The organism is Enterobacter sp. JBIWA003 (assembly GCF_019968825.1).
Lineage (GTDB): Bacteria > Pseudomonadota > Gammaproteobacteria > Enterobacterales > Enterobacteriaceae > Enterobacter > Enterobacter quasiroggenkampii.
The window spans coordinates 3,454,901-3,478,843 of the sequence record NZ_CP074170.1; the positions used below are offsets into that span (position 1 = coordinate 3,454,901).

Consider the following 23,943-nt stretch of genomic DNA (forward strand, 5'->3'; position numbering starts at 1 on the left):
AAGGCGTAGCCGCCACCCGGCAAAATGCTCAGAACGGAAACAGGACCGGTATCAATACCACGCACACCACCATCACCAGCACGGTGAACGGCACGCCCAGCTTCACGAAATCGCTGAATCGATAGTTCCCCGGTCCCAGCACCAGCGTGTTTACCGGTGAAGAGACCGGCGTCATAAATGCCGCGGAAGCGGCCATCGCCACCATCATCGCAAACGGATACGGCGACACGCCCATGGACTTCGCCATCGCCAGCGCGATAGGCGCCATCAGTACCGCCGTCGCGGTGTTCGAGATAAACAGGCCGATGGTGGCGCACATGATAAACAGGCAGACCATCATCATGTACGGCCCATACCCGCCGCCCACGTCCATTAAGCCTTTAACGATCAGATCCACCCCGCCGGTTTTTTGCAGCGCCAGGGCGAAGGGCATCATCCCGACAATGAGAATGATGCTCGGCCAGTGAATGGCTTTATAGGCGCTTTCGGCGTCAATGCAGCGGAATTTGCCCATCAACAGGCAGGCGATTATTGCGGCGACCGGATTGGGGATCTCATCGGTCAGCATCAGCGCCACCATCAGCACCAGACAAAAAATCGCGTGTGGCGCCTGGCTGTGCGCTGGCGATGCGTCGCTCTCCTCGACAGGCATGTTGAGCACCACAAAATCGCGCCCTTTTTGTCCGAGCTGGCTAATGAGCTTCCAGTTACCGACGACGAGAAAAATATCGCCCAGCAGGATCGGCTCATCCACCACCGCCCCTTCCATCGCCACGCCATCGCGCTTCAGCCCCACGACGTTCAGGCCATAGCGGGTACGGAAACCCATCTCCCGCACGGTTTTACCCAGTAGTTCCGACTCCGGGATCAGCGACACCTCGGCCATGCCGACATCCAGCGCCTGATCGGAGAAATACTCCCCGCGCAGCACCATCGGCTCCAGCAACTGTTCGCTGCAGAACTCGCGCAGGTCCACATCCGCGGTGGACATATCAATCAGCAGGACGTCACGGGCGCGGAATTCCGACACCCCGTTGACGTTGACGATCACCCGACGAAACCGCCGCCAGCGCTCTACGCCGATCACGTTCGCGCCATAGCGCTCACGCAGCTTCAGGTCATCCAGCCGCTGTCCCACCATCGGCGAGCCGGGGCGAATAGCCAGACGGCGCGCGCGCCCGGTAAGGCGGTACTCTTTAATCAAATCGCGGAAGGTGCGTCGCTTCCATCCTTCTTTGTTTTTGTCCTGTTTTTCACCCTTCAGGGCGAACCGGGTCAGCAGCATGTAGACCACGCCCATGACCAGAATGACCAGCCCAAGCGGGGTGACGCTAAAAAAGCTGAAGCCCTCAAATCCTTCCCGGATCAGTTCGCTGTTAACGACCAGGTTCGGCGGCGTTGCCACCAGCGTCATCATCCCGCTGATCAAACCGGCAAAACTCAGGGGCATCATCAGGCGCGACGGCGAGCTCTGCATCCGCATGGAAACGCTCAACACCACCGGGATAAAGATGGCGACCACGCCCGTGGAGCTCATAAACGCCCCCAGTCCGGCGACGGTCACCATCAGGTAGATCAGCATCTTGGTTTCGCTGCTGCCCGCCACCTTCACCAGCCACGACCCCATGATGGTCGCCACGCCGGTGCGCACCAGCCCATCCCCGATGATAAACAGGGCGGCAATCAGGATAACGTTGGGATCGCTAAATCCGGAGAAGGCTTCCGGCAGCGTCAGCGTTCCGCTCAGCACAAACGCGACGATAACAAACAGGGCGACGGCGTCCATGCGTACCTTGCCCGTGGCAAAAAGAATGATGGCGATTAAAAGCAGGCTCAGGACCCAAATCAGTTCACCGTTCACAACCTATCCTTGTCAGTGGAAGATGAGGAATTTTGCCATAAAAAAGCCCCAGCAATGTGGGGCCATATCATGGGATTACACTTTTAGCGAGACGGTTACAACTCCGTCAGAGGCTTTTGAAACAGACAGCGCCGTCAGTGAATCCAGCACCAAATCTGCCTCCTCCAGGCGGGGAGAACCGGCCGGAACGTTAACGGCGATGACGTGGCTCCCTGCGTTCAACCCGGCCAGTACGCCAGCCGCCGCATCTTCCACCACCACGCACTCTGCAGGATCGAGGCCCAGCAGTTCAGCGCCCAGTAAAAATGCGTCAGGCTCCGGTTTACCCCGCTTCACGCGCTCCGCCGTGATAAACACGTCCGGCGTCGGCAACCCTGCCGCCTTGTGTCGGGCGTGGGCAACCGGCACGGAACCGGAGGTGACGATAGCCCACGGGATCTGCGCCTCGTTCAGATGTTCAAGCAGTTCGCGCGCGCCCGGTAACGCGGTAATGCCGTCCGTATCGGTGGCTTCAATGTGTTCCAGGTATTTGAACTCCGCCTGAATGTCGTCCTCAGAGCGTCCGGCCAGGAAGTGCCGTAGCGAGGTGATGGCCTGTTTGCCATGGATAAAATTCAGCACGTCCTGATGGTCGATGCCATGTCTGTCAGCCCAATGGCACCAGGAACGTTCCACAACCGGCAGCGAATCCACCAGCGTACCGTCCAGATCAAACAGAAAACCTCTACACTGCACACGCACCTCCGTCAGGCATTAATGATTTGTTGAATTTCGTTGCTGCTTAAATGGTACTGACGCGGGCAGGCATGCCACGCGCTCAGCATGCGCTGATATTTATCCCACATCGGGGTCTGCGCGTTGAAGCCGTGGGTACCCGCGTCAAAGTGGGTATAACGCCCTTCCGTATTCACCATAAAGCGAACATAGCTCAGATAACGTGCTTCCGTTGCGGCATCAAAGCCTAAGAAGGTGACGCGGCGCTCGTCAATGGACTGTTGATCTTTGAGATTCGTCCAGGAGACGTGCAGGGCGTGATACATCTCCATAATGTCGATCACGATGCGACAGGTTTCTTCTTTCAGCTCGCCAAACTCGCGGTCCAGTTCGCGCATTTGCAGACCAAAGCCGCGTTCGACGATGGTTTGCAGGCGGCTGTAGCGCGCAGCGTTATCGGGATCAAGCATAGTCATCATCTTGTACTGGTTGGACAAAATCAGACGTTGAGCATGGGTCATTTCCATCTTTCGACTCCTGTAGCGCATTGCACTTAAAAAAAAGACACGGTAACTGATTGTTACTGTGCCCTCTTTTCGTCGTCGTTTCGATGATCAATCACAAATCATCGAGGAATGTTTTATCCAGTTGCTTAAAAGCACGCTTTAACGTGTCCGCCAGCGCCTGGTAATCCGGCTTGCCTTCCACCGGGGCGAGCGCCTGACCGGCCTCTTCCAGCTTACCGCGCACTTCATAAAACCAGTGTAAAATAGAAGGAGGAAGTGGCGTGATGGACCGTTTACCTAACCACCACAGGCCCTGCATCGGCAGGCTTAATGCGAAGAGCGCCGTGGCAACGGCAGGTCCAAGCTGCCCACCCAGCGCAATCTGCCAGCACAGCGTAAAGATAGCGACAGGCGGCATAAAGCGAATCGCATAGCGCGTGGCGCGGATGGTGCGATTCTCAATAAACATCGGCGCAAGGCGCTTTTCCATTGGCCACGTCTTTGCGTAATGCTGTCCCCGACGAAACAGACTAAAGAAATTTACGGACGGGTTCTCTGGTGTCGACATGGCTGTACCTCAACTTCACATATAAAAATTAAAATTTTCGTGCAAAACCACAACAAGCTATGACAACGTTCAAAATATTTTGTCATCTCTACCCCGTATCGGGTATCCTGTGCCAGCCTGATAGGGCCATAGACGAGAATCATTAGCTCGTCAAATTATTGCATATTATGCCATTGGCTGAAAATTGTGCAAAATGGCATAAAATCATAGTTATTTCTTCCATCATGCCACAATGTTCGTTTGGCATGATGTTAATCATAAATGTCCGAGTCATCATGCGTTACGCTGTTAGACTCACTGACGTTTTTTTAGCCACGTATCAATAATAGGTACTTCCATGTCGAGTAAGTTAGTACTGGTTCTGAACTGCGGTAGCTCCTCACTGAAATTCGCCATCATCGATGCGCTCAACGGTGACGAATACCTCTCTGGTTTGGCCGAATGTTTCCATCTGCCTGAAGCACGTATCAAGTGGAAGATGGACGGCAGCAAACAAGAAGCGGCTTTAGGTGCAGGCGCCGCTCACAGTGAAGCGCTGAACTTTATCGTTAACACTATTCTGGCACAAAAACCAGAACTGTCTGCTCAGCTGACTGCGATTGGTCACCGTATCGTCCACGGCGGCGAAAAATACACCAGCTCCGTCGTGATCGACGACTCTGTGATCCAGGGCATCAAAGACTCTGCCTCTTTCGCACCGCTGCACAACCCGGCTCACCTGATCGGTATCGCTGAAGCGCTGAAATCCTTCCCGAATCTGAAAGACAAAAACGTGGCCGTATTCGACACCGCGTTCCATCAGACCATGCCGGAAGAGTCTTACCTCTATGCCCTGCCATACAGCCTGTACAAAGAGCACGGCGTACGTCGTTACGGCGCGCACGGCACCAGCCACTTCTATGTGACTCAGGAAGCGGCAAAAGTGCTGAACAAGCCGGTTGAAGAGCTGAACATCATCACCTGCCACCTGGGCAACGGTGGTTCTGTATCGGCTATCCGCAATGGTAAATGTGTTGATACGTCCATGGGTCTGACCCCGCTGGAAGGTCTGGTGATGGGTACCCGTTCCGGTGACATCGACCCGGCGATCATCTTCCACCTGCACGACACCCTGGGCATGAGCGTTGACCAGATCAACAAAATGCTGACCAAAGAGTCTGGCCTGCTGGGTCTGACCGAAGTTACCAGCGACTGCCGTTACGTTGAAGACAACTACGCAGAGAAAGAAGACGCTAAACGTGCAATGGACGTTTACTGCCACCGTCTGGCGAAATACATCGGCTCTTACACTGCGCTGATGGAAGGCCGTCTGGACGCGGTTATCTTCACCGGTGGTATCGGTGAGAACGCGGCAATGGTTCGTGAACTGTCCCTGGGCAAACTGGGCGTTCTGGGCTTCGAAGTTGATCACGAGCGTAACCTGGCTGCCCGCTTCGGCAAGTCTGGCTTCATCAACAAAGAAGGCACCCGCCCTGCTCTCGTTATCCCAACTAACGAAGAGCTGGTCATCGCGCAAGACGCGCACCGCCTGACTGCCTGATTCCACACCGCCAGCAATGCTGGCGGTGCTGTTTTGTAACCCGCCCCATTTGGGCGGTAACGAAAGAGGATAAACCGTGTCCCGTACTATTATGCTGATCCCTACCGGAACCAGCGTCGGCCTGACCAGCGTCAGCCTTGGCGTTATCCGTGCTATGGAACGCAAAGGCGTTCGTCTGAGCGTCTTTAAGCCAATCGCCCAGCCACGTGCCGGTGGCGATGCGCCAGACCAGACCACCACCATCGTTCGCAAGAACTCCAATCTGCCGGCGGCCGAACCGCTGAAGATGAGCCACGTTGAATCTCTGCTGTCCAGCAACCAGAAAGACGTGCTGATGGAAGAGATCATCGCCAACTACCATGCTAACGCGCAAGACGCGGAAGTGGTGCTGGTTGAAGGTCTGGTGCCAACCCGCAAACACCAGTTTGCCCAGTCTCTGAACTTCGAAATCGCGAAAACCCTGAACGCAGAGATCGTTTTCGTGATGTCTCAGGGTACTGACACCCCGGAACAGCTGAACGAGCGTATCGAACTGACGCGCAGCAGCTTCGGCGGCGCGAAAAATACCAACATCACCGGCGTGATCGTCAACAAGCTGAACGCGCCAGTGGATGAGCAGGGCCGTACTCGCCCTGACCTGTCCGAGATCTTCGACGACTCGTCCAAAGCGAAAGTCATCAAAGTTGACCCGGCTAAGCTGCAGGAATCCAGCCCGCTTCCGGTTCTGGGCGCGGTGCCATGGAGCTTCGATCTGATTGCCACCCGTGCAATCGACATGGCGCGTCACCTGAACGCGACCGTGATTAACGAAGGCGACATCAACACCCGTCGTGTGAAGTCCGTGACCTTCTGTGCGCGTAGCATTCCGCACATGCTGGAACACTTCCGCGCAGGTTCCCTGCTGGTGACTTCCGCAGACCGTCCTGACGTTCTGGTTGCAGCCTGTCTGGCCGCAATGAACGGCGTGGAAATCGGTGCGATCCTGCTGACCGGTGCCTACGAGATGGACCCACGCGTCAGCAAGCTGTGCGAACGCGCGTTCGCTACCGGCCTGCCGGTCTTCATGGTGAACACCAACACCTGGCAGACCTCCCTGAGCCTGCAGAGCTTCAACCTGGAAGTGCCGGTTGATGACCACGAGCGTATCGAGAAAGTTCAGGAATACGTTGCAGGCTACATCAACGCAGACTGGATCGAATCCCTGACCGCGACCTCCGAGCGCAGCCGCCGTCTGTCTCCTCCAGCATTCCGTTACCAGCTGACCGAGCTGGCGCGCAAAGCGGGCAAACGCGTTGTTCTGCCAGAAGGCGACGAACCACGTACCGTTAAAGCGGCTGCTATCTGTGCAGAGCGCGGCATCGCGACCTGTGTGCTGCTGGGTAACCCGGATGAGATCAACCGCGTAGCGGCCTCTCAGGGCGTTGAGCTGGGCGCAGGCATCGAAATCGTTGACCCTGAAGTGGTTCGCGAAAGCTACGTTGCCCGTCTGGTTGAGCTGCGTAAGAGCAAAGGCATGACCGAAGCCGTTGCGCGTGAGCAGCTGGAAGACAACGTGGTGCTGGGCACGCTGATGCTGGAGCAGGACGAAGTTGACGGTCTGGTTTCCGGTGCGGTTCACACCACGGCGAACACCATCCGTCCACCGCTGCAGCTGATCAAAACCGCGCCAGGCAGCTCTCTGGTGTCTTCCGTGTTCTTCATGCTGCTGCCTGAACAGGTTTACGTTTACGGCGACTGCGCGATCAACCCGGATCCAACTGCAGAACAGCTGGCTGAGATCGCTATCCAGTCCGCAGACTCCGCGACCGCTTTCGGTATCGAGCCGCGCGTGGCGATGCTCTCCTACTCCACCGGCACCTCAGGTGCAGGTAGCGACGTAGAGAAAGTGCGTGAAGCGACCCGTATTGCGCAGGAAAAACGTCCTGATCTGATGATCGACGGCCCGCTGCAGTACGACGCCGCGGTCATGGCTGACGTTGCGAAATCCAAAGCGCCGAACTCACCGGTTGCTGGTCGCGCTACCGTGTTCATCTTCCCGGATCTGAACACCGGTAACACCACCTACAAAGCGGTACAGCGTTCTGCCGACCTGATCTCCATCGGGCCAATGCTGCAGGGCATGCGCAAACCTGTGAACGACCTGTCTCGTGGCGCACTGGTAGACGATATCGTCTACACCATCGCGCTGACGGCGATCCAGTCTTCGCAGCAGCAGTAATGTATTGCCGGATGGCGCTTCGCTTATCCGGCCTACAAAACCGTAGGCCCGGTAAGCGCTAGCGCCACCGGGCAACAAAAAGGCGACCACTTAACCGGTCGCCTTTTTTATTTACAGCAGCTCGCGCGCCGCCGATACAATGTCATGTGCCGTCAGGCCATACTCTTTCTGCAGGAAATCCTGCGTCCCCACCTGGCCGTAACGCTCCTTGACGCCCACCCGTCGCATCGGCACCGGGCAGGTTTCCACCAGCACTTCCGCCACCGCCGACCCCAGCCCGTTGTGAATGCTGTGGTTTTCACAGGTCACGATGCGCCCGGTTTTCTCGGCGTAGTTTTTCACCAGCATCCGGTCGATGGGTTTCAGGGTAAACATGTCGATGACCGCCGCGCTGACCCCCTCCTGCTCAAGCTGGCGCGCGGCTTCCAGCGCTTCCGACACCATGATGCCGTTGGCAATCAGGGTGATATCGCTCCCCTCGCGCAGCACGTTGCCTTTTCCGATGGTGAAGGTGGAGCCCGGCGCATAGACGCTCGGCGCCTGCTTACGGATGGTGCGCACCCAGTAGAAGCCTTCGAGGTCGATAAGCTGGCGCAGCACGTCCTCAAACATCACCGCGTCGGTCACCTCCAGCACCACCGAATGCGCCAGACCGCGTACGATGCCCATATCCTCAAACGACATATGCGTTCCGCCGTTGTGGCAGGCCGTCACACCCGCATCCGACGCTATCACTTTCACGTTGTTGCGCTGATAGTCCAGGGACATAAACAGCTGGTCAAAACAGCGGCGGCTGGCAAAGGCGGTGAAGGTGTGAACGAACGGCTTGCGTCCGGTAAGCGACAGCCCGGCTGCCGTGCCGATGACGTTGGCCTCCATAATGCCGCAGTTAATCACGTGCTGCGGATAATCGCGCGCCACGCCGTCCATTGCCATCGAGCTCATCAGGTCTGCTTCGAGCGCAATGATGTCACTTCCGGCCTCAATCTGTTTTGCCACGAAGCCAGCGTAAACTTTACGCATCTCAACGGCGTCTTTCTGTCCTGCCGGTGCAACCTTAATCATGTGAAGCCTCCAGTTGGCGAATCGTCTCGTTGAGGGCCGCTTTGCTCTCCGCGGTCAATCGCAGATGGTGTGAGTTGCTGAGCTGCTCCAGATACGGCACCCCCTGGCCTTTGATGCTGTCGAGGATGACGACTAACGGACGCGCATCGGCTGCCGGGATGCGCGATGTCACTGCCAGCAGACCCGGAATGTCGTCCCCCTTCACCGTCACCACGTCAAAGCCAAAGGCGCGGAATTTTCCCTCCAGGTCAAACGCGCTGATGATCTCGTCCAGCTCGCCGTCGAGCTGCTGTTTGTTCCAGTCGACAAATACCGTCAGGTTGTTCAGGCGATGGTGGGCAATAAACTGGAACGCCTCCCAGCACTGCCCTTCGTTCAGCTCGCCGTCGCCGACGATGCAGAAGACCCGATTCGGCCGCCCGGCCAGCCTGTGCGACAGCGCCATGCCGCCCGCGATGGAAATCCCCTGCCCCAGCGAACCGGTGGTGGCATCCACGCCGCGCGTTTTCAGGCGGTCCGGGTGGCTGGGCAGGCGCGTGCCGTTCTGGTTGAGGGTACTCAGCTCTTCTGTCGGGAAGTAGCCCTTGATCGCCAGGGTACTGTAGAGCGCCGGGCCCGCATGGCCTTTCGACAGGACAAAGTAGTCTCGCTCCGGCCAGTCCGGATCCGCCGGGTCGATTTTCATCACTGCGCCGTACAGCACGGCCAGAGTTTCTACCACCGACATGCTACCCCCGTAGTGACCAAAGCCCAGCTGCGTCAGGGATTTCAGCGTCTCAAGACGAATCTGACGCGCGAGTTCGGTTATCTCTTTCTCATTCATGATTTGGCTCCGGTGTTTTCCTGCGCGTTACCGCCCGCAGGTTTGTTTTTCGCGAAGACGTTGTACGCCACCAGCAGCGCGAACAGCGCCACGACCAGCCCGGTGATGGCAAGCGGCGACAGGAAGCGCGCCAGGTTGCCAAGGACAATCCCGACCGCGCCGAAGTCAGCGTCAGAGAAGGTGGTGTTCGCAAAACCAATGGCGCCCAGTACCGGCAGCAGCAGGACCGGCAGGAAGGTAATCAGCAGGCCGTTGGCAAAGGCGCCAATCATTGCCCCGCGACGTCCGCCGGTGGCGTTACCGAACACGCCCGCCGTTGCGCCGGTGAAGAAGTGCGGCACCACGCCCGGGAGGATCAGCACCCAGCTAAACTGACCGCAGATGAACAGCCCCACAATCCCGCCGAGGAAGCTGAACAGGAAGCCAATCAGCACCGCGTTAGGCGCATAGGGATACACCACCGGGCAGTCGAGCGCAGGACGCGCGTTCGGCACCAGTTTTTCCGAGAAGCCGGTAAAGGCTGGAACGATTTCCGCCAGAATCAGGCGTACGCCCTGCAGAATGATGAACACCCCCGCCGCGAAGGTGATCGCCATGATGATGGCGTAGACGAGGTAGTTCTGGCCGGCGCTGAAGGTGGCTTCGACGTACTCGCGCCCGGCGCTCACCGCCATGATCAGGTAGATAATCATCATGGTCAGGGAGATGGAGATCGAGCTGTCGCGCAGGAAGCTCAGGTTCTTCGGCAGGTTCATCTCTTCCGTTGAGCGGGATCCTTTGCCGACCTTGCTGCCAATCCAGCCGGACAGCACGTAGCCCAGCGTGCCAAAGTGGCCGAAGGCAATCTCATCGTTGCCGGTAATGCGCTTCATGTAGCGCTGCGCAATCGCCGGGAAGAAAGCCATAATCAGGCCAAGGATCAGCGACCCGGTAAAGACCAGCCCCACGCCCTCAAAGCCCGCCACCGTCAGGATCACGCCAATCATGCACGCCATATAAAACGTGTGGTGTCCGGTCAGGAAGATATACTTCAGCCGGGTAAAGCGTGCGACGATAATATTCGCCACCATCCCGAAGGCCATAATCAGCGCGGTCGCTGCACCGTATTTTTCCAGTGCAATGGACACGATCGCTTCATTGTTTGGAATAATGCCCTGGATAGTAAAGGCGTGTTCAAACATACCGCCTAAGGGATTTAATGACCCGACCAGCACCGTGGCGCCGCCGCCCAGTACAATAAAGCCCAGGATGGTTTTAATGGTCCCTTTCACCACGTCGGAAAACGCTTTTTTCTGCGCAACCAGACCGATTAACGCAATTAAACCCACCAGCACCGAAGGGACTTTTAAAATATCAACAACGAAATTCAGCGTTTCAAGGATAAACATATCCACCTCGCCTTATCAGGGTTATTGTCTTTCGAACCAGCCGCGCAGCTGCGCTTCAAGTTCGTTGATGTCGATGATGTTGTTGATCACCACCAGCTGGCTTTCCGGCACGCTGGCGCTGGCGGCAATGTCTTTTGCCATCACGAACAGATCGGCCGCGCCCGGCGTGGCTGAGGAGAGATCGGAGTGTTCAACCTCAGCTTCAATCTCCAGCTTTTTGAGCACCTTTTTAATATTCATTTCGACCATAAAACTACTGCCCAGGCCAGAACCGCAAATAGCCATGATTTTCATTGTTGTCCCCTTATTTTGAGTAGAGTACGCCCCATCACGCTGACGCGTAATGTTGTGAAAAACCGGATTAAAGAATTAAATCAGAAGCGGTTAATAATCGTTTTAATTTCCTCCAGGGTATTCACCTGATGCAGTTCGGCCATATTGGTATCGCTGGAAAATAACTCTGCCAGCGACGAGATCATCTCGATATGGCTATTTTTGTCGGGTGCCGCGAGCATAATAATGACGTCGACAGGGTCAAACTCACCGGCACCAAACGAGACGCCCTGTTTTAGTTTTAATAACGACAACCCCAGTCCTTTGGCGCCTTCCTCCGGCCGCGCATGCGGCATCGCCAGCCCTGGTGCCAGCACATAATAAGGTCCTAACGTGTGGTGCTGCTGGATGATGGCCGTGACGTATTCAGGCTCAATCACCTGCAAATCCAGCAGCGGCTTCGCACACAGCTCCAGCGCCTGCGGCCAGTCTTTCACGCTCTCCTGCAGCGTGATGGTTGTATCATATATCCATTTTTTGAGCACTTTTCACTCCCGCGACACGCTTAAGATGAGCAAACTTTATTCAATGCATCACTGATTGACTGCGATCGCGATCACAAAGATAGCGCTACCAATCGTTATCATGCAGAAATGTGATAGCGCTATCAAATTGCAATCACGTTGCTAAATCACAGCAAAAAAAGGGATTTAAGGCGTATACTGCCTGTCACGTGAAACGAAGGAAAATAAGAACGCGTCTGGTCAGCAGGAAGGTGTATGTCTCTAACCCGAAAACGGCGCAGTACTGGTAAAGTGACACTCGCCGATGTCGCACAGCTTGCCGGTGTGGGCACGATGACCGTGTCCCGTGCGCTTCGCACGCCCGAACAGGTTTCCGATAAACTACGAGAAAAAATTGAAGCTGCCGTGCAGGAGCTGGGTTATATGCCTAATCTTGCCGCCAGTGCCCTGGCCTCGGCGTCGTCATGGACGATCGCCATGGTGGTGCCCAACCTCTCCGAAGCAGGCTGCTCGGAGATGTTCGCCGGGCTACAGCAGGTGCTGCAACCTGCCGGGTATCAGATCATGCTGGCTGAGTCCCAGCATCGTCTTGAGCAGGAGGAGAAACTGCTGGAGACGCTGCTGGCGTCGAACATTGCCGCCGCTATCCTGCTCAGCGTTGAACATACCGACACCGTTCGCCACTGGCTGAAAAACGCCTCAATTCCGGTGATGGAGATGGGCGCCATGCGCGCCGATCCGATTGATATGAATATCGGGATTGATAACGTGGCGGCCATGTATGAGCTCACGGAGATGGTCATTAAGCGCGGCTATCAAAATATTGGCCTACTGTGTGCCAATCAGGAGCAGTGGATTTTCCAGCAGCATCTGCAGGGCTGGTACAAAGCCATGCTTCGCCACCATATGTCGCCGAACCGGGTCATTAACGCGGCGATGCCGCCGAGCTTCTCGACCGGCGCGGCGCAGCTGCCCGAGTTCCTGCTGGCCTGGCCGGAGCTGGATGCGCTGGTGTGCGTCTCTGACGAGCTGGCCTGCGGCGCGCTGTACGAGTGCCAGCGCAGGCGAATCAAAGTGCCGGACGATCTGGCGGTGGTAGGTTTTGGCGATAGCGACGTGAGCCGCGTCTGTCAGCCGCCGCTGACGACCATGGCGGTGCCGCATCGTAAGATTGGAATTGAAGCCGGGAAAGCGTTACTGGAGCGCCTGAATGGCGGAGACTGGCGCGATCAAAAGCCCATCGCGTCCAGTCTGTGTCTGAGAGAGAGTTGCTGAAGCTTACTCAGCCTCTTCCTCTTTCTCTGATTTGGTCGATTCGTTATTGGCGTTGCGGCTCATCCAGAGCGCCAGCGCTTTTAACGAATCCGGCGTGAACTCGTCGCAGCGCGCGGTAATCTCCTCCGGCGTCATCCAGTTCACTTCGCTGACTTCTTCTTCCTGCAGGGCGAACGGGCCGTGAGAGACGCAGCTAAACAGCCCGCCCCAGACACGACAGTGTTCATCCTCGAAGTAGAACTGCCCGTGCTCGGCAAACGGCACACCGGCAATGCCTAACTCTTCTTCCGCTTCACGACGCGCGGAATCCAGCAGCACTTCATCCGCCTGGACGACGCCACCTGCAGTAGCATCCAGCATACCCGGGAGAAAATCTTTCGTGTCCGTGCGGCGCTGAACCAGAATTTTACCCATACCGTCATGCACAACGATATATGTCGCACGGTGACGCAGGCGCTCCGCACGCATTTGCTCGCGGCTGGCCTGCGCGATCACTTCATTCTCTTCGTTGACAATGTCAACCCACTCTGTACTTGCCAAATGACTCTGCTCCACCATCGGGAAACCTTCTCTTCTAAGCGCTCTTTCGGCGCGTTTGCAGTTGAGGTGTAACTTACGGATTAATCGCTACCTGCGCAATAACTTGCTGATCATTAAGTGCGATAACGCTCAGGGTATTTCCTTCCAGCATGCCGTAGCTCGCAGGATATCCGCCTTTTGGGATGCTGACCGAGCCCGGGTTAAAGTGATAAATCTCACCGCGTTTTTCCGCAACCGGAATATGAGTATGACCGTAAACCAGGACATCGCCAGCCGCGAGGGCCGGAAGATTATCCGGGCTGAAAAGATGCCCGTGGGTCAGGAACAGGCGGTGTTGTTCAAGCAGCACCTGTTGCCACGGTGCGGTAAGGGGGAAATGCAGCAGCATCTGGTCCACTTCGCTGTCGCAGTTGCCGCGAACGGCAATGATGCGCGAGGCGAACTGGTTGAGTTTTTCCGCGACCTGCGCAGGGGCATAGCCCTCTGGCAGCGCGTTGCGCGGGCCGTGATTCAACACGTCGCCCAAAATAATCAGCCACTGCGCACCGCTTTGTGCAAACAGGGAAAGGACACGCTCGGTAGCGGGCAGCGATCCATGGATATCCGACGCAAACATCAGTTTCATCAGTCACTCCTCGGGAAAACAGACTGCCCCCATGATACCTGAAGCGGCAGGGCTTATCAGCCCGCGCGCTTAGCCGAGAGTGCCACATAGCGCTGCACGGAGGCACGCTGCCACTGGAACGCGGCATAATCCACCAGCAGCTGCGGCACCTCATCACCGTTGAGGATCAGGCGGTTTAACATCAACGCCAGATCGGCATCGGCAATGCACCACTCGCCGAACAGGTTTGGGTTGCCATGGGCGAGCAGCGAGGTGGCGGTTTCAATCAGCTTCTGCCCGCTTTCTGCACCTTCTGCTCTGAGGGCTGGCTTTTTCACCCCGGCAAACACAACGTCCGTGGAGCGTTCGACGCGAATCGGCACCAGATCGCTTCGCAGCCACGCCTGGATCTGCCGCGCCCGGGCGCGCTTTTGCAGATCGTGAGGATAGATACGTTCCCACTCCGGGGGGGCGAACCGATCTTCCAGATACTCATCGATCGCCGACGATTCGCTCAGGGCAAATCCATCAATCTCCAGCACCGGCACGCGTCGGGTCAGATCGTAGCCCTGCCACTGCGGTTTAAGATGCTCACCACCGTCAAGATCAACGGTCTTCAGCGTAAAGGTGAGCCCTTTTTCGGCCAGCGCAACGTATACGCTCATAACATAGGGGGAAAAGAAGTTCGCATCGGACCACAACGTGATGACGGGCTGGTTCATAACATCCTCATAGGCTGATCGGTTTTTACTCAACATATAATCTCTTTGCCTCGCTGTCACTTGATGAAAACTCACGATTTACAACAACCACCTATACTCATTTGTCATGGCACCACTCTTCGCATGGACAGGAGTTGAGAATGATCGACCTTTATTACGCCCCTACCCCAAACGGCCATAAGATCACCCTCTTTCTTGAAGAAGCCGAGCTGGATTACAGGATCATTCGTGTGGATATCAGCAAAGGCGAACAGTTCAGCCCTCTTTTTCTGGCTATCTCGCCGAACAATAAAATCCCGGCCATTATTGATAACCAGCCGGCGGACGGGGGCAGACCGTTGAGCCTGTTTGAATCCGGTGAAATTTTGCTCTATCTGGCAGAGAAAACCGGCAAGCTGCTGAGCGGCGAGCTGCGTGAGCGTCACCATACCCTGCAGTGGCTTTTCTGGCAGGCGAGCGGGCTGGGCCCCATGCTGGGTCAAAATCATCACTTTACCGCTTACGCCCCGCAACCCATTCCTTACGCGATAGAACGTTATCAGGTCGAGACGCAGCGGCTCTATGACGTTCTGAACCGTCGGCTGATGAAAACGCCGTGGCTCGGGGGCGATCATTACAGTATTGCCGATATCGCCTGCTGGCCATGGGTGAATACGCATGAAAAACACCGAATTGATCTGGCCTCTTACCCGGCGGTAAACAACTGGTTCGAGCGCATCCGGACCCGCCCGGCGACCGAGCGGGCGATGCAAAAAATCCAGCAAATTTAACCCGGTATGAGGCTGGGTGCCTGTGAGGCACTCATGTATTATGGGCAGGAAATACTGACACGGAGAAGACCTGCAATGTCACAGCCAGACGCCATTATTCGTATAAAAAATTTACGCCTGCGTACCTTTATCGGTATCAAAGAGGAAGAGATCGCCAACCGTCAGGATATTGTCATTAACGTGGTGATTCACTATCCCGCAGACAAAGCGCGCGCCAGCGAAGATATCAATGACGCGCTGAACTACCGCACAATCACCAAGAACATTATCCAGTTTGTGGAGAATAACCGCTTCTCTCTGCTGGAAAAATTAACTCAGGATGTGCTCGATATCGCACGCGAACATCACTGGGTCACTTATGCTGAAGTTGAGATCGATAAACTTCACGCCCTGCGCTACGCCGATTCCGTCTCCATGACGTTAAGCTGGCGGCGCCAGGCGTAAACCTGGAGGTTGTATGAAGATTTTGCTGACCGGCGGTACAGGCCTGATTGGTCGTCACCTCATTGCGCGTCTGCAGGCCTTGCATCACGACATTACCGTGGTCACGCGCAGCCCGGAGAAAGCGCGTCAGGTGCTGGGGGCGGGTGTCGATATCTGGAAAAATCTGGCCGATCAGCAAAATCTGGACGGCTTCGACGCCGTCATTAACCTCGCGGGTGAACCCATCGCCGATAAACGCTGGACGGGAGAGCAAAAACAGCTGTTATGCAGCAGCCGGTGGAACATCACCGAAAAGCTGGTCGAGCTGATCCGCAACAGCCACACGCCGCCTTCAGTGCTGATTTCGGGTTCCGCAGTGGGCTACTACGGCGATCTTGGCGAGGTGGTGGTGACCGAGGAAGAGCCGCCCCATAACGAGTTTACCCACAAACTCTGTGCCCAGTGGGAGCGTATCGCCAGTGCGGCGCAAAGCGATCGAACCCGCGTCTGCCTGCTGCGGACCGGTGTCGTTCTGGCACCGAAAGGCGGCATTTTGGCGAAGATGCTTCCCCCTTTCAGGCTCGGACTCGGGGGCCCCATTGGTAATGGCCGTCAGTATATGGCCTGGATCCATATCGACGATATGGTCAACGGGATTCTCTGGCTACTGGATAACGATCTGCGCGGGCCGTTCAATATGGTTGCGCCGTATCCGGTGCGTAATGAACAGTTTGCTCACGCGCTGGGGCATGCCCTGCACCGTCCGGCAATTTTGCGCGTGCCTGCCACGGTCATTCGTCTGCTGATGGGTGAAGCGTCTGTTCTGGTATTAGGCGGACAGAGAGCGCTGCCAAAACGACTGGAAGCGGCCGGGTTTGCGTTCCGCTGGTATGAATTAGAAGAGGCGCTGGGGGATGTGGTGGGGTGAATATGGTACAGTGACAGGCCATTTTCCGAAGATATGGCATAACAATGGCAACCATCACCACACCCCGGCTTCACCTCACCCCTTTCGAACCCACTGACTGGGCCTTCTTCCGCTCGCTGCGTGAAGATCGCGCCATCATGCGCTATATGGCCGCCATCGCCCCGGAAAAAGAGACCCGACGCGTGTTTGCCGCGCGACTCGCTGCTGCTCATGTGTTTGTCATTCGCGCCCGGGATGATGATACGCCGCTGGGCGATATCGGCCTGCAAATCAGCGCAGAGAATCGTGAAGAGGCGGATATCGGTTATACGGTTGTGCCCGCCGCGCAGGGGAAAGGTATCGCCAGCGAGGCGCTGCGCGCGGTGTGTGATTACGCGTTCAACCAGACTGGCGTGAAGGCCATTAACGCGTACGTGCTGGCGGACAACGGCGGTTCGGTGCGGGTGCTGGAGAAAGCCGGGTTTGTGCGTATGCAGGTGCTGGAAAAGGCGTATGAGATTGACGGCGTGCGCTATGACGACTGGGTGTACCGGCTGGAGTGTCGTGCGGCCTGAATGCCGGGCGGCACTGCGTTTGCCCGGCCTACGGTTTTGTAGGCCCGGTAAGCGAAGCGCCACCGGGCGATTGGCCTGCACTGCGGTCTGATGCCCTCTTACTTCAGAGAGCCTTTCAGGAATTGCTGCAAACGCGGGCTTTGCGGGTTCGCCAGCACCTCGTCCGGATGCCCCTGCTCTTCAATTTTCCCCTGGTGCAGGAAAATCACGTGGTTCGAGACGTTACGGGCGAAGCCCATCTCGTGCGTCACCACCACCATCGTTTTGCCCTCTTCAGCCAGCTTCTGCATGATGCGCAGCACTTCGCCAACGAGTTCCGGGTCGAGCGCGGAGGTCGGTTCGTCGAACAGCAGCACCTCGGGTTCCATCGCCAGCGCGCGGGCGATGGAGACTCGCTGCTGCTGACCGCCGGAGAGATGCACCGGGTATTTCATCTGCTGGCGCTCGTCGATGCCCACTTTTGCCAGGTATTTCACCGCGCGCTCGCGGGCTTCATGCTTGCTCAGGCCAAGCACCTGAACCGGCGCTTCCATCACGTTCTCCAGCACCGTCATGTGGCTCCAGAGGTTAAAATGCTGGAACACCATCGTCAGGCGCGTACGCAGCAGACGCAGCTGGTGCTTATCGGCCACCTTCAGCTGGCCGTCTTTGTCACGCACCAGGTTGATGTTCTGCCCGCTCACCACAATCGAGCCTTCGCTCGGCTTTTCCAGGAAGTTAATGCAGCGCAGGAAGGTACTTTTACCCGAGCCGGATGAGCCGATGATACTGATCACGTCGCCCGCGTTAGCCTGCAGCGACACCCCTTTCAGCACTTCATGTTCGCCGTAGCGTTTGTGCAAATCAATAACGTTTAATTTGTTCTCAGCCATCATCTTTCTCAGTGCGTCGAAGAAGGTTTTATATGCTGCAACCAGCGTTTTTCAGCCTTACGGAACAGGCTAATCAGAACATAAGAGATAATTAAATAGAGCACCGCCGCAATGCCAAACGCGGTAAACGGCTGATAGGTCGCGGAGTTAATATCGCGCGCAATTTTAAGCAGATCCGGCACCGTCGCGGTAAAGGCAAGCGCGGTCGAGTGCAGCATCAAAATCACCTCATTACTGTACGCCGGTAACGCGATACGCAAGGCCGACGGCAGAATAATGCAGCGGTACAGTTTCACCGACGAGAAGCCGTAGGCCCGCGCGGCTTCAATCTCACCGTAAGGGACAGAGCGAATAGCCCCCGCGAAAATCTCGGTGGTGTAGGCGCAGGTGTTGAGCGTCAACGCCAGCACCGTACAGTTCAGACCGCTGCGGAAGAACGCATTCAGCATCTCAGTGCCTTTTACGATCTCAAGCGTGTACATCCCCGAATAGAACACCAGCAGCTGCACGTACAGCGGCGTACCGCGAAACACGTAGGTGAAGAGCCAGATCGGGAACTGGATAAATTTATTGTTCGACACGCGGCCAATGGCAAGAAACACCGCCAGAATACCGCCCATCACTACGGAGGAGATCAGCAGCCAGAGCGTAATCGCCACGCCGGTAAAGCGGTAGCCATCCGTCCACAGCAGCGATTTCCAGTATTCCTGAATAATCTCAATCACAGGTCAGCCCTCTTCACACCCACGGAGTAGCGACGCTCGAGCAGAAGCAGCACACCATTGGAGACGGTCGTAAAGACCAGATAAATCACGCCACAGACCACCGCAAAGTAGAACGGCTCCCAGGTACTCTTGCCCGCCAGTTGAGTCGCTTTCACGACGTCTTCCAGACCGAGCAGCGAGACCAGCGCTGTCGCTTTCAGGATAACCTGCCAGTTGTTGCCGATGCCCGGGAGCGCATAGCGCATCATGGCCGGGAACATAATCCGACGAAACGTTTGTGATGAGGTAAAACCAAATGCGGTTGCCGCCTCAATGTGACCTTTCGGCACGGCCATGTAAGCACCGCGGAAGGTTTCGGTGAAGTAGGCGCCGTAGATAAAACCGAGGGTAATAATACCGGCCACCATTGGGTCGATATCAATTTGTCCCATGCCCATCGCGTCCGTCACGCTGTTCAGCGCAATCTGCAGACCGTAAAAGATAAGCAGCATCAGCACCAGATCGGGAACGCCGCGAATAAGCGTGGTGTAGCCTTCAAAGATCAGCGCCAGCGGTTTGTTAGCTGAAAGCTTCGCCCCTGCGCCTGCCAGACCTATCAGCACCGCCAGCACCACGGAGCTGATAGCCAGCTCAAGGGTGACAAGCGCGCCCTGTAAAATAACGCCAGAAAATCCGTACAGCATACCGCGAGCCCTGTCGTATCGTGAGTGGTGGAACCGTGTCTTTTCCCCTCCCGCCGTGGGAGGGGCCGCACGTTATATGACGGGGCGATTAGCCGCCGTAAACATTAAAATCAAAGTACTTTTTCGCCAGCTTGTCGTAGGTGCCGTCAGCGCGCATTTCAGCAAACGCTTTGTTCAGCGCCTCACGCAGCTCGTTGTCTTCTTTGCGCAGACCCATACCGGTGCCCACACCAAACAACTTCACATCCTTAATGGACGGGCCGCCAAACTTGTAATCTTTACCTACCGGCGTTTTCAGGAAGCCTTCGCTAGCCGCGACTTCATCCTGGAATGCGGCATCAATACGGCCCGCCGTCAGGTCAGCGTAGATATTTTCCTGGCCCTGATAGGAGACAATTTCAATCCCCTTCGGTGCCCAGTGTTCGTTACCGTAGGTTTCCTGGGTAGTGCCCTGCAGCACGCCCACGCGTTTGCCCTTCAGCGACTCCAGCGTTGGCTGAATGTCAGACGATTTCGCCACCACCAGACGTGAATCGGCCGCGTAGAGTTTGTCGGTGAAGGCAATCTCCTGCTGGCGTTTTTCGGTGATGGAGAGGGAGGACATGATCACGTCGATTTTTTTCGCTTTCAGGGAAGGGATCAGCGCATCCAGCGGGTTCTCAACGTAGGTACACTGTGCTTTGATGCGTTTGCACAGCTCATTGGCCAGATCGATGTCAAAACCGACCAGTTCACCCTTTGAATTCTTCGATTCGAACGGCGCATAGGTTGGATCGGTACCAATGCGAATTTTCTGCGGAATAGCTGCGAATGCCGCGGTGGCGCTGGAAAAGGCCAGTACCAGTGATAATGACAACACGAGTTTTTTCATATTTGTCCTCAACAAACTGTCTTCATACGGGATTTTTACGACGACGGGGTGGTGCTAATGTGCCATTAATCCCCTCAGTCAGGCAAAGATTAATGCCTTTCAGGCGGGAATTTTTGCATTATAAATGCGTAAGTATGCACAAAGCGATCCAATACGGTGCAACACATGCACCGTATTGGGTCAACCGCTCCCGTAACGCACCGTAACGGTGCGTTACCGCCAGGTGTTATTCACCGTATACGTTGAAGTCGAAGTATTTCTTCGCCAGTTTGTCGTAAGTACCGTCTTTACGCAGCTCCGCAAAGGCTTTGTCAAAGGCGGCTTTCAGCTCGGTATCATCCTTACGCAGGCCAATCCCGGTGCCGTCACCAAAGTACTTTTTGTCTTTCACCGACGGGCCTGCAAACGCGAATTCTTTGCCCGCAGGCTGCTTCAGGAAGCCTTCGCTCGCGGCGACTTCATCCTGGAATGCGGCATCCAGACGGCCTGCCGCCAGGTCAGAGTAAATCAGATCCTGGTTCTGATAAGCCACCACGTCTACGCCCTTCTCACGCCAGTTAGCATTGGCATAGCCTTCCTGCGTCGAACCCTGAAGCACGCCGACGTGTTTGCCTTTCAGCGAGTCGATGGTGGGCTTAATCGGGGAGCCTTTAGGGGCAATCAGGCGAGAATCCGCGGCGTAGAGCTTGTCAGAGAAGGCAATCTCCTGCTGGCGTTTTTCGGTGATGGAGAGAGAAGAGATAATGGCGTCGATTTTCTTGGCTTTCAGCGACGGAATTAACGCGTCAAAGTCGCTGCCCACCCATGTGCATTTCACCGCAATACGCTTGCACATTTCATTACCCAGATCGATATCAAACCCCACGAAATCGCCTTTCGCATCCTTGGAAGAGAATGGCGCGTAGGTTGCGTCTGTACCGATACGTACCGTCTGTGGAAGCGCTGCGTAGCTACCTGCTGCCGCACTTAACCCCACGAGCAAAGACAGAGCCAGAACCGTCTTCTTCATACATTTACCCTCAAGTACCGTGATTTTATTATGTATTGTGTTGTGTGTTGTGTTGCAGGCTTCATCTTGCAGGTCTTATGCCACATTGCCGTCTGGTCAAAACTTCGACGTTAAATATGTTAATAAAACGTTGCGATATTGCCTTAATGGTGAAAGATAGCAGGTCTGCCGAACGAACCGGAGAGAGAAAAAGGGAAAAAACGAATTAAATGTCGAGGATATGATCGCCGTTGCATAATTGCCCTGAAACAGGGCAACTTGTCTTTTCATGCACCTGGTTTGTGCACAGATTCAGGCACCCTGCCAGCGGGTGAAGAGATCGTCGGGCAGGTCGATGTCAAACTGATCGAGCACCCGGTTAACCGTCTGATTGATGACGTCGTCCAGCGTTTGCGGGCGATGGTAGAACGCGGGTACCGGCGGCATGATGACCGCGCCCAGCTCCGCAGCCTGCGTCATTAAGCGCAGATGGCCCAGGTGCAGCGGCGTTTCCCGCACGCACAGCACCAGAGGACGCCGCTCCTTCAGTACCACATCCGCCGCACGCGTCACCAGGGTGTCCGTATAGCTATTCACAATGCCGGAGAGCGTTTTAATTGAACAGGGCAGGATAACCATGCCGGCTGTTTTAAACGAGCCTGAGGAGATGCTGGCAGCGATATCACGGGCATCGTGAACGACATCCGCCAGCGCCTGAACATCGCGCAGGGAGAGATCGGTTTCCAGAGAGAGGGTCTGCCGCGCCGCCTGGCTCATCACCAGATGGGTTTCGACGTCCGCCACGTTACGCAGAACCTGTAACAAACGTACGCCGTAAATCGCGCCGCTGGCACCGCTGAGCCCAACTATGAGTCGTTTCATGATTTTCGCCCTTACTGATTTCAGGGCAGACTGTGCAGGATTTTCCGGGGAGTTGCAAGTGAGGGCATACGCCCTCACCTGCCAGAGCATCAACCTTCGTTGTGCATCTCTAAGCTTTCGAGATCGTTCTGCAGCTGAACGGCTTTGGCGTCGTCATTGCGCAGCGAATCAAGATAGTCGAGATACTGCTGGTCAACGTCTTTGGTCACGTAAATACCGTTGAACACGGAGCATTCAAACTGCTGAATTTCTGGGTTCTCGGCACGTACCGCGTCGATGAGATCGTTCAGGTCCTGGAAAATCAGGCCATCAGCGCCGATGATCTGGCGAATTTCATCAACTTCACGGCCGTGAGCGATCAGCTCGTTGGCGGTTGGCATATCAATACCGTACACGTTCGGGAAGCGAATCTCCGGCGCAGCAGAGGCCAGATAGACTTTCTTCGCACCCGCTTCGCGGGCCATCTCGATAATCTGCTCAGAGGTGGTGCCACGAACAATGGAGTCATCCACCAGCAGAACGTTCTTATCGCGGAATTCCGCGCGGTTGGCGTTCAGCTTGCGGCGCACGGACTTACGGCGCAGATGCTGCCCCGGCATGATAAACGTGCGGCCAACGTAGCGGTTCTTCACGAAGCCCTGACGGTATGGCTTATCCAGAATGCGGGCGATCTCCAGCGCGATATCGCAGGAGGTTTCCGGGATAGGAATCACCACGTCGATGTCCAGATCGTCCCACTCGCGGGCAATCTTCTCACCGAGCTTCGTGCCCATGTTGACGCGCGCGCTGTAGACGGAAATCTTGTCGATGAACGAATCCGGACGGGCAAAGTAAACGTATTCAAACAGGCACGGGTTGCTGACCGGGTTGTCGGCACACTGGCGGGTAAACAGCTGGCCCTTCTCGGTGATGTAGACCGCTTCGCCCGGCGCCACGTCGCGCAGGAATTCAAAGCCCAGGGTATCCAGCGCCACGCTTTCAGAAGCAACCATATATTCGGTACGGCCATCGCCGAGGTCGCGCTTGCCGAGCACCAGCGGACGAATGCCGTTTGGATCGCGGAAGGCGACCATACCGTGACCGATGATCATCGCCACGCAGGCGTACGCGCCGCGGATCTGACGGTTTGTCGCGGCAATCGCGGCAAAAATGTTATCTGCTTCCAGCGGATAGTGACGGAAGTTATCCAGCTCGCTGGCGAACACATTGAGCAGGATTTCAGAATCAGAGGTGGTGTTAATGTGGCGACGTTTCTCTTCGAACAGCTTTTTGCGCAGTTCATGCGCGTTGGTCAGGTTGCCGTTATGAGCAAGGGTGATGCCATACGGTGAGTTGACGTAGAAAGGCTGTGCCTCAGAGGCGCTGGAACTGCCAGCAGTAGGATAACGAACGTGACCGATCCCCATATTACCTTGCAGACGCTGCATATGGCGGGCTTCAAACACATCGTTTACCAGGCCATTCGCCTTACGTAAACGGAAGCAGTTGTTTGCATCAATGGTGATGATACCCGCAGCATCCTGCCCACGGTGCTGAAGCACCGTTAACGCGTCATAAATCGACTGGTTTACCGGCATGAAACCGGCGATACCGACAATACCGCACATTCGTCTTTTCCTCGTTAAG

Annotated in this window: 26 protein-coding genes; 7 read left to right on the plus strand and 19 right to left on the minus strand. The window is 56.1% G+C overall.

The features are described from left to right. Positions 1 to 28 precede the first annotated feature (28 nt). The 4 genes from KGP25_RS16525 to yfbV all read right to left on the minus strand — a co-directional run bounded on the left by KGP25_RS16525 (position 29) and on the right by yfbV (position 3,649). Complete coding sequence (locus KGP25_RS16525; protein WP_023344589.1) at positions 29 to 1,861, minus strand: SLC13 family permease; 1,833 nt, start codon at positions 1,859 to 1,861, stop codon at positions 29 to 31. Positions 1,862 to 1,936: 75 nt separating this feature from the next. Continuing rightward, positions 1,937 to 2,596 carry a sugar phosphatase gene (locus KGP25_RS16530; protein WP_045908726.1) on the minus strand — a complete coding sequence of 220 codons (660 nt, stop codon included), beginning with the start codon at positions 2,594 to 2,596 and terminating at the stop codon, positions 1,937 to 1,939. Positions 2,597 to 2,607: 11 nt separating this feature from the next. Next, a complete protein-coding gene (locus KGP25_RS16535) occupies positions 2,608 to 3,102 on the minus strand; it encodes a YfbU family protein (RefSeq protein WP_008502874.1) in 495 nt (164 codons plus the stop codon). 91 nt (positions 3,103 to 3,193) lie between these two features. After that, positions 3,194 to 3,649 (minus strand): terminus macrodomain insulation protein YfbV, encoded by a 456-nt coding sequence (gene yfbV, locus KGP25_RS16540; RefSeq protein WP_008502875.1) that lies wholly within the window; start codon positions 3,647 to 3,649, stop codon positions 3,194 to 3,196. Positions 3,650 to 3,986: 337 nt separating this feature from the next. Between yfbV and ackA the strand changes: the two genes are divergently transcribed. Together ackA and pta are read left to right on the plus strand one after the other, a co-directional pair. Further along, a complete protein-coding gene (ackA, locus tag KGP25_RS16545; protein WP_045334289.1) occupies positions 3,987 to 5,189 on the plus strand; it encodes an acetate kinase in 1,203 nt (400 codons plus the stop codon). Between the two features lie 76 nt (positions 5,190 to 5,265). Beyond that, positions 5,266 to 7,407: a phosphate acetyltransferase gene (gene pta / locus KGP25_RS16550; RefSeq protein ID WP_008502877.1), complete on the plus strand. Its 2,142-nt coding sequence runs from the start codon at positions 5,266 to 5,268 to the stop codon at positions 7,405 to 7,407. 111 nt (positions 7,408 to 7,518) lie between these two features. On the opposite strand, the gene KGP25_RS16555 is transcribed toward pta, so the two are convergent. The 5 genes from KGP25_RS16555 to KGP25_RS16575 form a co-directional block, all read right to left on the minus strand. Then, positions 7,519 to 8,472: a transketolase family protein gene (locus KGP25_RS16555; RefSeq protein ID WP_048029680.1), complete on the minus strand. Its 954-nt coding sequence runs from the start codon at positions 8,470 to 8,472 to the stop codon at positions 7,519 to 7,521. Next, complete coding sequence (locus KGP25_RS16560; RefSeq protein WP_048029679.1) at positions 8,465 to 9,295, minus strand: transketolase; 831 nt, start codon at positions 9,293 to 9,295, stop codon at positions 8,465 to 8,467. Before KGP25_RS16560 ends, KGP25_RS16555 begins: the two co-directional genes overlap by 8 nt. After that, positions 9,292 to 10,683 (minus strand): PTS ascorbate transporter subunit IIC, encoded by a 1,392-nt coding sequence (locus KGP25_RS16565; RefSeq protein ID WP_023617386.1) that lies wholly within the window; start codon positions 10,681 to 10,683, stop codon positions 9,292 to 9,294. The genes KGP25_RS16560 and KGP25_RS16565 overlap by 4 nt, the downstream gene beginning before the upstream one ends. Positions 10,684 to 10,704: 21 nt before the next feature. Next, positions 10,705 to 10,977, minus strand: a complete 273-nt coding sequence (locus tag KGP25_RS16570) for a PTS sugar transporter subunit IIB (RefSeq protein ID WP_024908960.1) — start codon at positions 10,975 to 10,977, stop codon at positions 10,705 to 10,707. Positions 10,978 to 11,057: 80 nt separating this feature from the next. Then, the gene (locus KGP25_RS16575; RefSeq protein WP_223539307.1) at positions 11,058 to 11,501 is read right to left on the minus strand and encodes a PTS sugar transporter subunit IIA; all 444 of its coding nucleotides are present in this window, start codon (positions 11,499 to 11,501) and stop codon (positions 11,058 to 11,060) included. Positions 11,502 to 11,735: 234 nt separating this feature from the next. On the opposite strand from KGP25_RS16575, the gene KGP25_RS16580 reads away from it, so the two are divergent. After that, complete coding sequence (locus KGP25_RS16580; protein ID WP_024908958.1) at positions 11,736 to 12,755, plus strand: LacI family DNA-binding transcriptional regulator; 1,020 nt, start codon at positions 11,736 to 11,738, stop codon at positions 12,753 to 12,755. Between the two features lie 3 nt (positions 12,756 to 12,758). On the opposite strand, the gene yfcD is transcribed toward KGP25_RS16580, so the two are convergent. Genes yfcD through yfcF form a run of 3 tightly spaced genes read right to left on the minus strand, consistent with a single transcriptional unit; the run spans position 12,759 to position 14,621 of the window. After that, complete coding sequence (yfcD, locus tag KGP25_RS16585) at positions 12,759 to 13,313, minus strand: NUDIX hydrolase YfcD (RefSeq protein ID WP_025757169.1); 555 nt, start codon at positions 13,311 to 13,313, stop codon at positions 12,759 to 12,761. A gap of 55 nt (positions 13,314 to 13,368) precedes the next feature. Further along, the gene (gene yfcE / locus KGP25_RS16590) at positions 13,369 to 13,920 is read right to left on the minus strand and encodes a phosphodiesterase (protein WP_063622172.1); all 552 of its coding nucleotides are present in this window, start codon (positions 13,918 to 13,920) and stop codon (positions 13,369 to 13,371) included. A gap of 56 nt (positions 13,921 to 13,976) precedes the next feature. Next, the gene (gene yfcF / locus KGP25_RS16595) at positions 13,977 to 14,621 is read right to left on the minus strand and encodes a glutathione transferase (RefSeq protein WP_223539308.1); all 645 of its coding nucleotides are present in this window, start codon (positions 14,619 to 14,621) and stop codon (positions 13,977 to 13,979) included. Between the two features lie 140 nt (positions 14,622 to 14,761). On the opposite strand from yfcF, the gene yfcG reads away from it, so the two are divergent. From yfcG to KGP25_RS16615, 4 genes are all read left to right on the plus strand, one after another. Further along, on the plus strand, positions 14,762 to 15,391 hold the full coding sequence (gene yfcG / locus KGP25_RS16600; protein ID WP_048029675.1) for a GSH-dependent disulfide bond oxidoreductase: 630 nt from the start codon (positions 14,762 to 14,764) through the stop codon (positions 15,389 to 15,391). A gap of 75 nt (positions 15,392 to 15,466) precedes the next feature. Beyond that, positions 15,467 to 15,835: a dihydroneopterin triphosphate 2'-epimerase gene (folX, locus tag KGP25_RS16605; RefSeq protein ID WP_023616057.1), complete on the plus strand. Its 369-nt coding sequence runs from the start codon at positions 15,467 to 15,469 to the stop codon at positions 15,833 to 15,835. A 13-nt stretch (positions 15,836 to 15,848) separates the two neighbouring features. Next, a complete protein-coding gene (locus KGP25_RS16610; RefSeq protein WP_223539309.1) occupies positions 15,849 to 16,742 on the plus strand; it encodes a TIGR01777 family oxidoreductase in 894 nt (297 codons plus the stop codon). Positions 16,743 to 16,786: 44 nt separating this feature from the next. After that, positions 16,787 to 17,296, plus strand: a complete 510-nt coding sequence (locus KGP25_RS16615; protein WP_048029674.1) for a GNAT family N-acetyltransferase — start codon at positions 16,787 to 16,789, stop codon at positions 17,294 to 17,296. Between the two features lie 98 nt (positions 17,297 to 17,394). Here KGP25_RS16615 and hisP read toward each other — a convergent pair whose 3' ends face one another. The 7 genes from hisP to purF all read right to left on the minus strand — a co-directional run bounded on the left by hisP (position 17,395) and on the right by purF (position 23,924). Next, entirely contained in the window at positions 17,395 to 18,168 is a 774-nt protein-coding gene (hisP, locus tag KGP25_RS16620) for a histidine ABC transporter ATP-binding protein HisP (protein ID WP_045908735.1), read from the minus strand. Between the two features lie 8 nt (positions 18,169 to 18,176). Further along, positions 18,177 to 18,893, minus strand: a complete 717-nt coding sequence (locus KGP25_RS16625; RefSeq protein WP_008502590.1) for an ABC transporter permease — start codon at positions 18,891 to 18,893, stop codon at positions 18,177 to 18,179. Beyond that, positions 18,890 to 19,576: a histidine ABC transporter permease HisQ gene (locus tag KGP25_RS16630; RefSeq protein ID WP_014832782.1), complete on the minus strand. Its 687-nt coding sequence runs from the start codon at positions 19,574 to 19,576 to the stop codon at positions 18,890 to 18,892. The genes KGP25_RS16625 and KGP25_RS16630 overlap by 4 nt, the downstream gene beginning before the upstream one ends. An 88-nt stretch (positions 19,577 to 19,664) precedes the next feature. Continuing rightward, positions 19,665 to 20,447 (minus strand): histidine ABC transporter substrate-binding protein HisJ, encoded by a 783-nt coding sequence (hisJ, locus tag KGP25_RS16635; RefSeq protein WP_008502592.1) that lies wholly within the window; start codon positions 20,445 to 20,447, stop codon positions 19,665 to 19,667. Positions 20,448 to 20,673: 226 nt separating this feature from the next. Next, entirely contained in the window at positions 20,674 to 21,456 is a 783-nt protein-coding gene (argT, locus tag KGP25_RS16640; protein ID WP_023616063.1) for a lysine/arginine/ornithine ABC transporter substrate-binding protein ArgT, read from the minus strand. A 291-nt stretch (positions 21,457 to 21,747) separates the two neighbouring features. Next, positions 21,748 to 22,317 (minus strand): UbiX family flavin prenyltransferase, encoded by a 570-nt coding sequence (locus KGP25_RS16645; RefSeq protein ID WP_048224260.1) that lies wholly within the window; start codon positions 22,315 to 22,317, stop codon positions 21,748 to 21,750. 89 nt (positions 22,318 to 22,406) lie between these two features. Further along, positions 22,407 to 23,924 carry an amidophosphoribosyltransferase gene (purF, locus tag KGP25_RS16650; protein ID WP_021241570.1) on the minus strand — a complete coding sequence of 506 codons (1,518 nt, stop codon included), beginning with the start codon at positions 23,922 to 23,924 and terminating at the stop codon, positions 22,407 to 22,409. Positions 23,925 to 23,943 lie beyond the last annotated feature (19 nt).

Coding starts and splice junctions, on each gene's coding strand:
- KGP25_RS16535 (WP_008502874.1), bottom strand. CDS start 3,102: ATGGAAATGACCCATGCTCAACGTCTGATTTTGTCCAACCAGTACAAG.
- yfbV (WP_008502875.1), bottom strand. CDS start 3,649: ATGTCGACACCAGAGAACCCGTCCGTAAATTTCTTTAGTCTGTTTCGT.
- ackA (WP_045334289.1), top strand. CDS start 3,987: ATGTCGAGTAAGTTAGTACTGGTTCTGAACTGCGGTAGCTCCTCACTG.
- KGP25_RS16555 (WP_048029680.1), bottom strand. CDS start 8,472: ATGATTAAGGTTGCACCGGCAGGACAGAAAGACGCCGTTGAGATGCGT.
- KGP25_RS16560 (WP_048029679.1), bottom strand. CDS start 9,295: ATGAATGAGAAAGAGATAACCGAACTCGCGCGTCAGATTCGTCTTGAG.
- KGP25_RS16565 (WP_023617386.1), bottom strand. CDS start 10,683: ATGTTTATCCTTGAAACGCTGAATTTCGTTGTTGATATTTTAAAAGTC.
- KGP25_RS16570 (WP_024908960.1), bottom strand. CDS start 10,977: ATGAAAATCATGGCTATTTGCGGTTCTGGCCTGGGCAGTAGTTTTATG.
- KGP25_RS16580 (WP_024908958.1), top strand. CDS start 11,736: ATGTCTCTAACCCGAAAACGGCGCAGTACTGGTAAAGTGACACTCGCC.
- yfcD (WP_025757169.1), bottom strand. CDS start 13,313: ATGGTGGAGCAGAGTCATTTGGCAAGTACAGAGTGGGTTGACATTGTC.
- yfcE (WP_063622172.1), bottom strand. CDS start 13,920: ATGAAACTGATGTTTGCGTCGGATATCCATGGATCGCTGCCCGCTACC.
- yfcF (WP_223539308.1), bottom strand. CDS start 14,621: ATGAACCAGCCCGTCATCACGTTGTGGTCCGATGCGAACTTCTTTTCC.
- yfcG (WP_048029675.1), top strand. CDS start 14,762: ATGATCGACCTTTATTACGCCCCTACCCCAAACGGCCATAAGATCACC.
- folX (WP_023616057.1), top strand. CDS start 15,467: ATGTCACAGCCAGACGCCATTATTCGTATAAAAAATTTACGCCTGCGT.
- KGP25_RS16610 (WP_223539309.1), top strand. CDS start 15,849: ATGAAGATTTTGCTGACCGGCGGTACAGGCCTGATTGGTCGTCACCTC.
- KGP25_RS16615 (WP_048029674.1), top strand. CDS start 16,787: ATGGCAACCATCACCACACCCCGGCTTCACCTCACCCCTTTCGAACCC.
- hisP (WP_045908735.1), bottom strand. CDS start 18,168: ATGGCTGAGAACAAATTAAACGTTATTGATTTGCACAAACGCTACGGC.
- KGP25_RS16630 (WP_014832782.1), bottom strand. CDS start 19,576: ATGCTGTACGGATTTTCTGGCGTTATTTTACAGGGCGCGCTTGTCACC.
- hisJ (WP_008502592.1), bottom strand. CDS start 20,447: ATGAAAAAACTCGTGTTGTCATTATCACTGGTACTGGCCTTTTCCAGC.
- argT (WP_023616063.1), bottom strand. CDS start 21,456: ATGAAGAAGACGGTTCTGGCTCTGTCTTTGCTCGTGGGGTTAAGTGCG.
- KGP25_RS16645 (WP_048224260.1), bottom strand. CDS start 22,317: ATGAAACGACTCATAGTTGGGCTCAGCGGTGCCAGCGGCGCGATTTAC.
- purF (WP_021241570.1), bottom strand. CDS start 23,924: ATGTGCGGTATTGTCGGTATCGCCGGTTTCATGCCGGTAAACCAGTCG.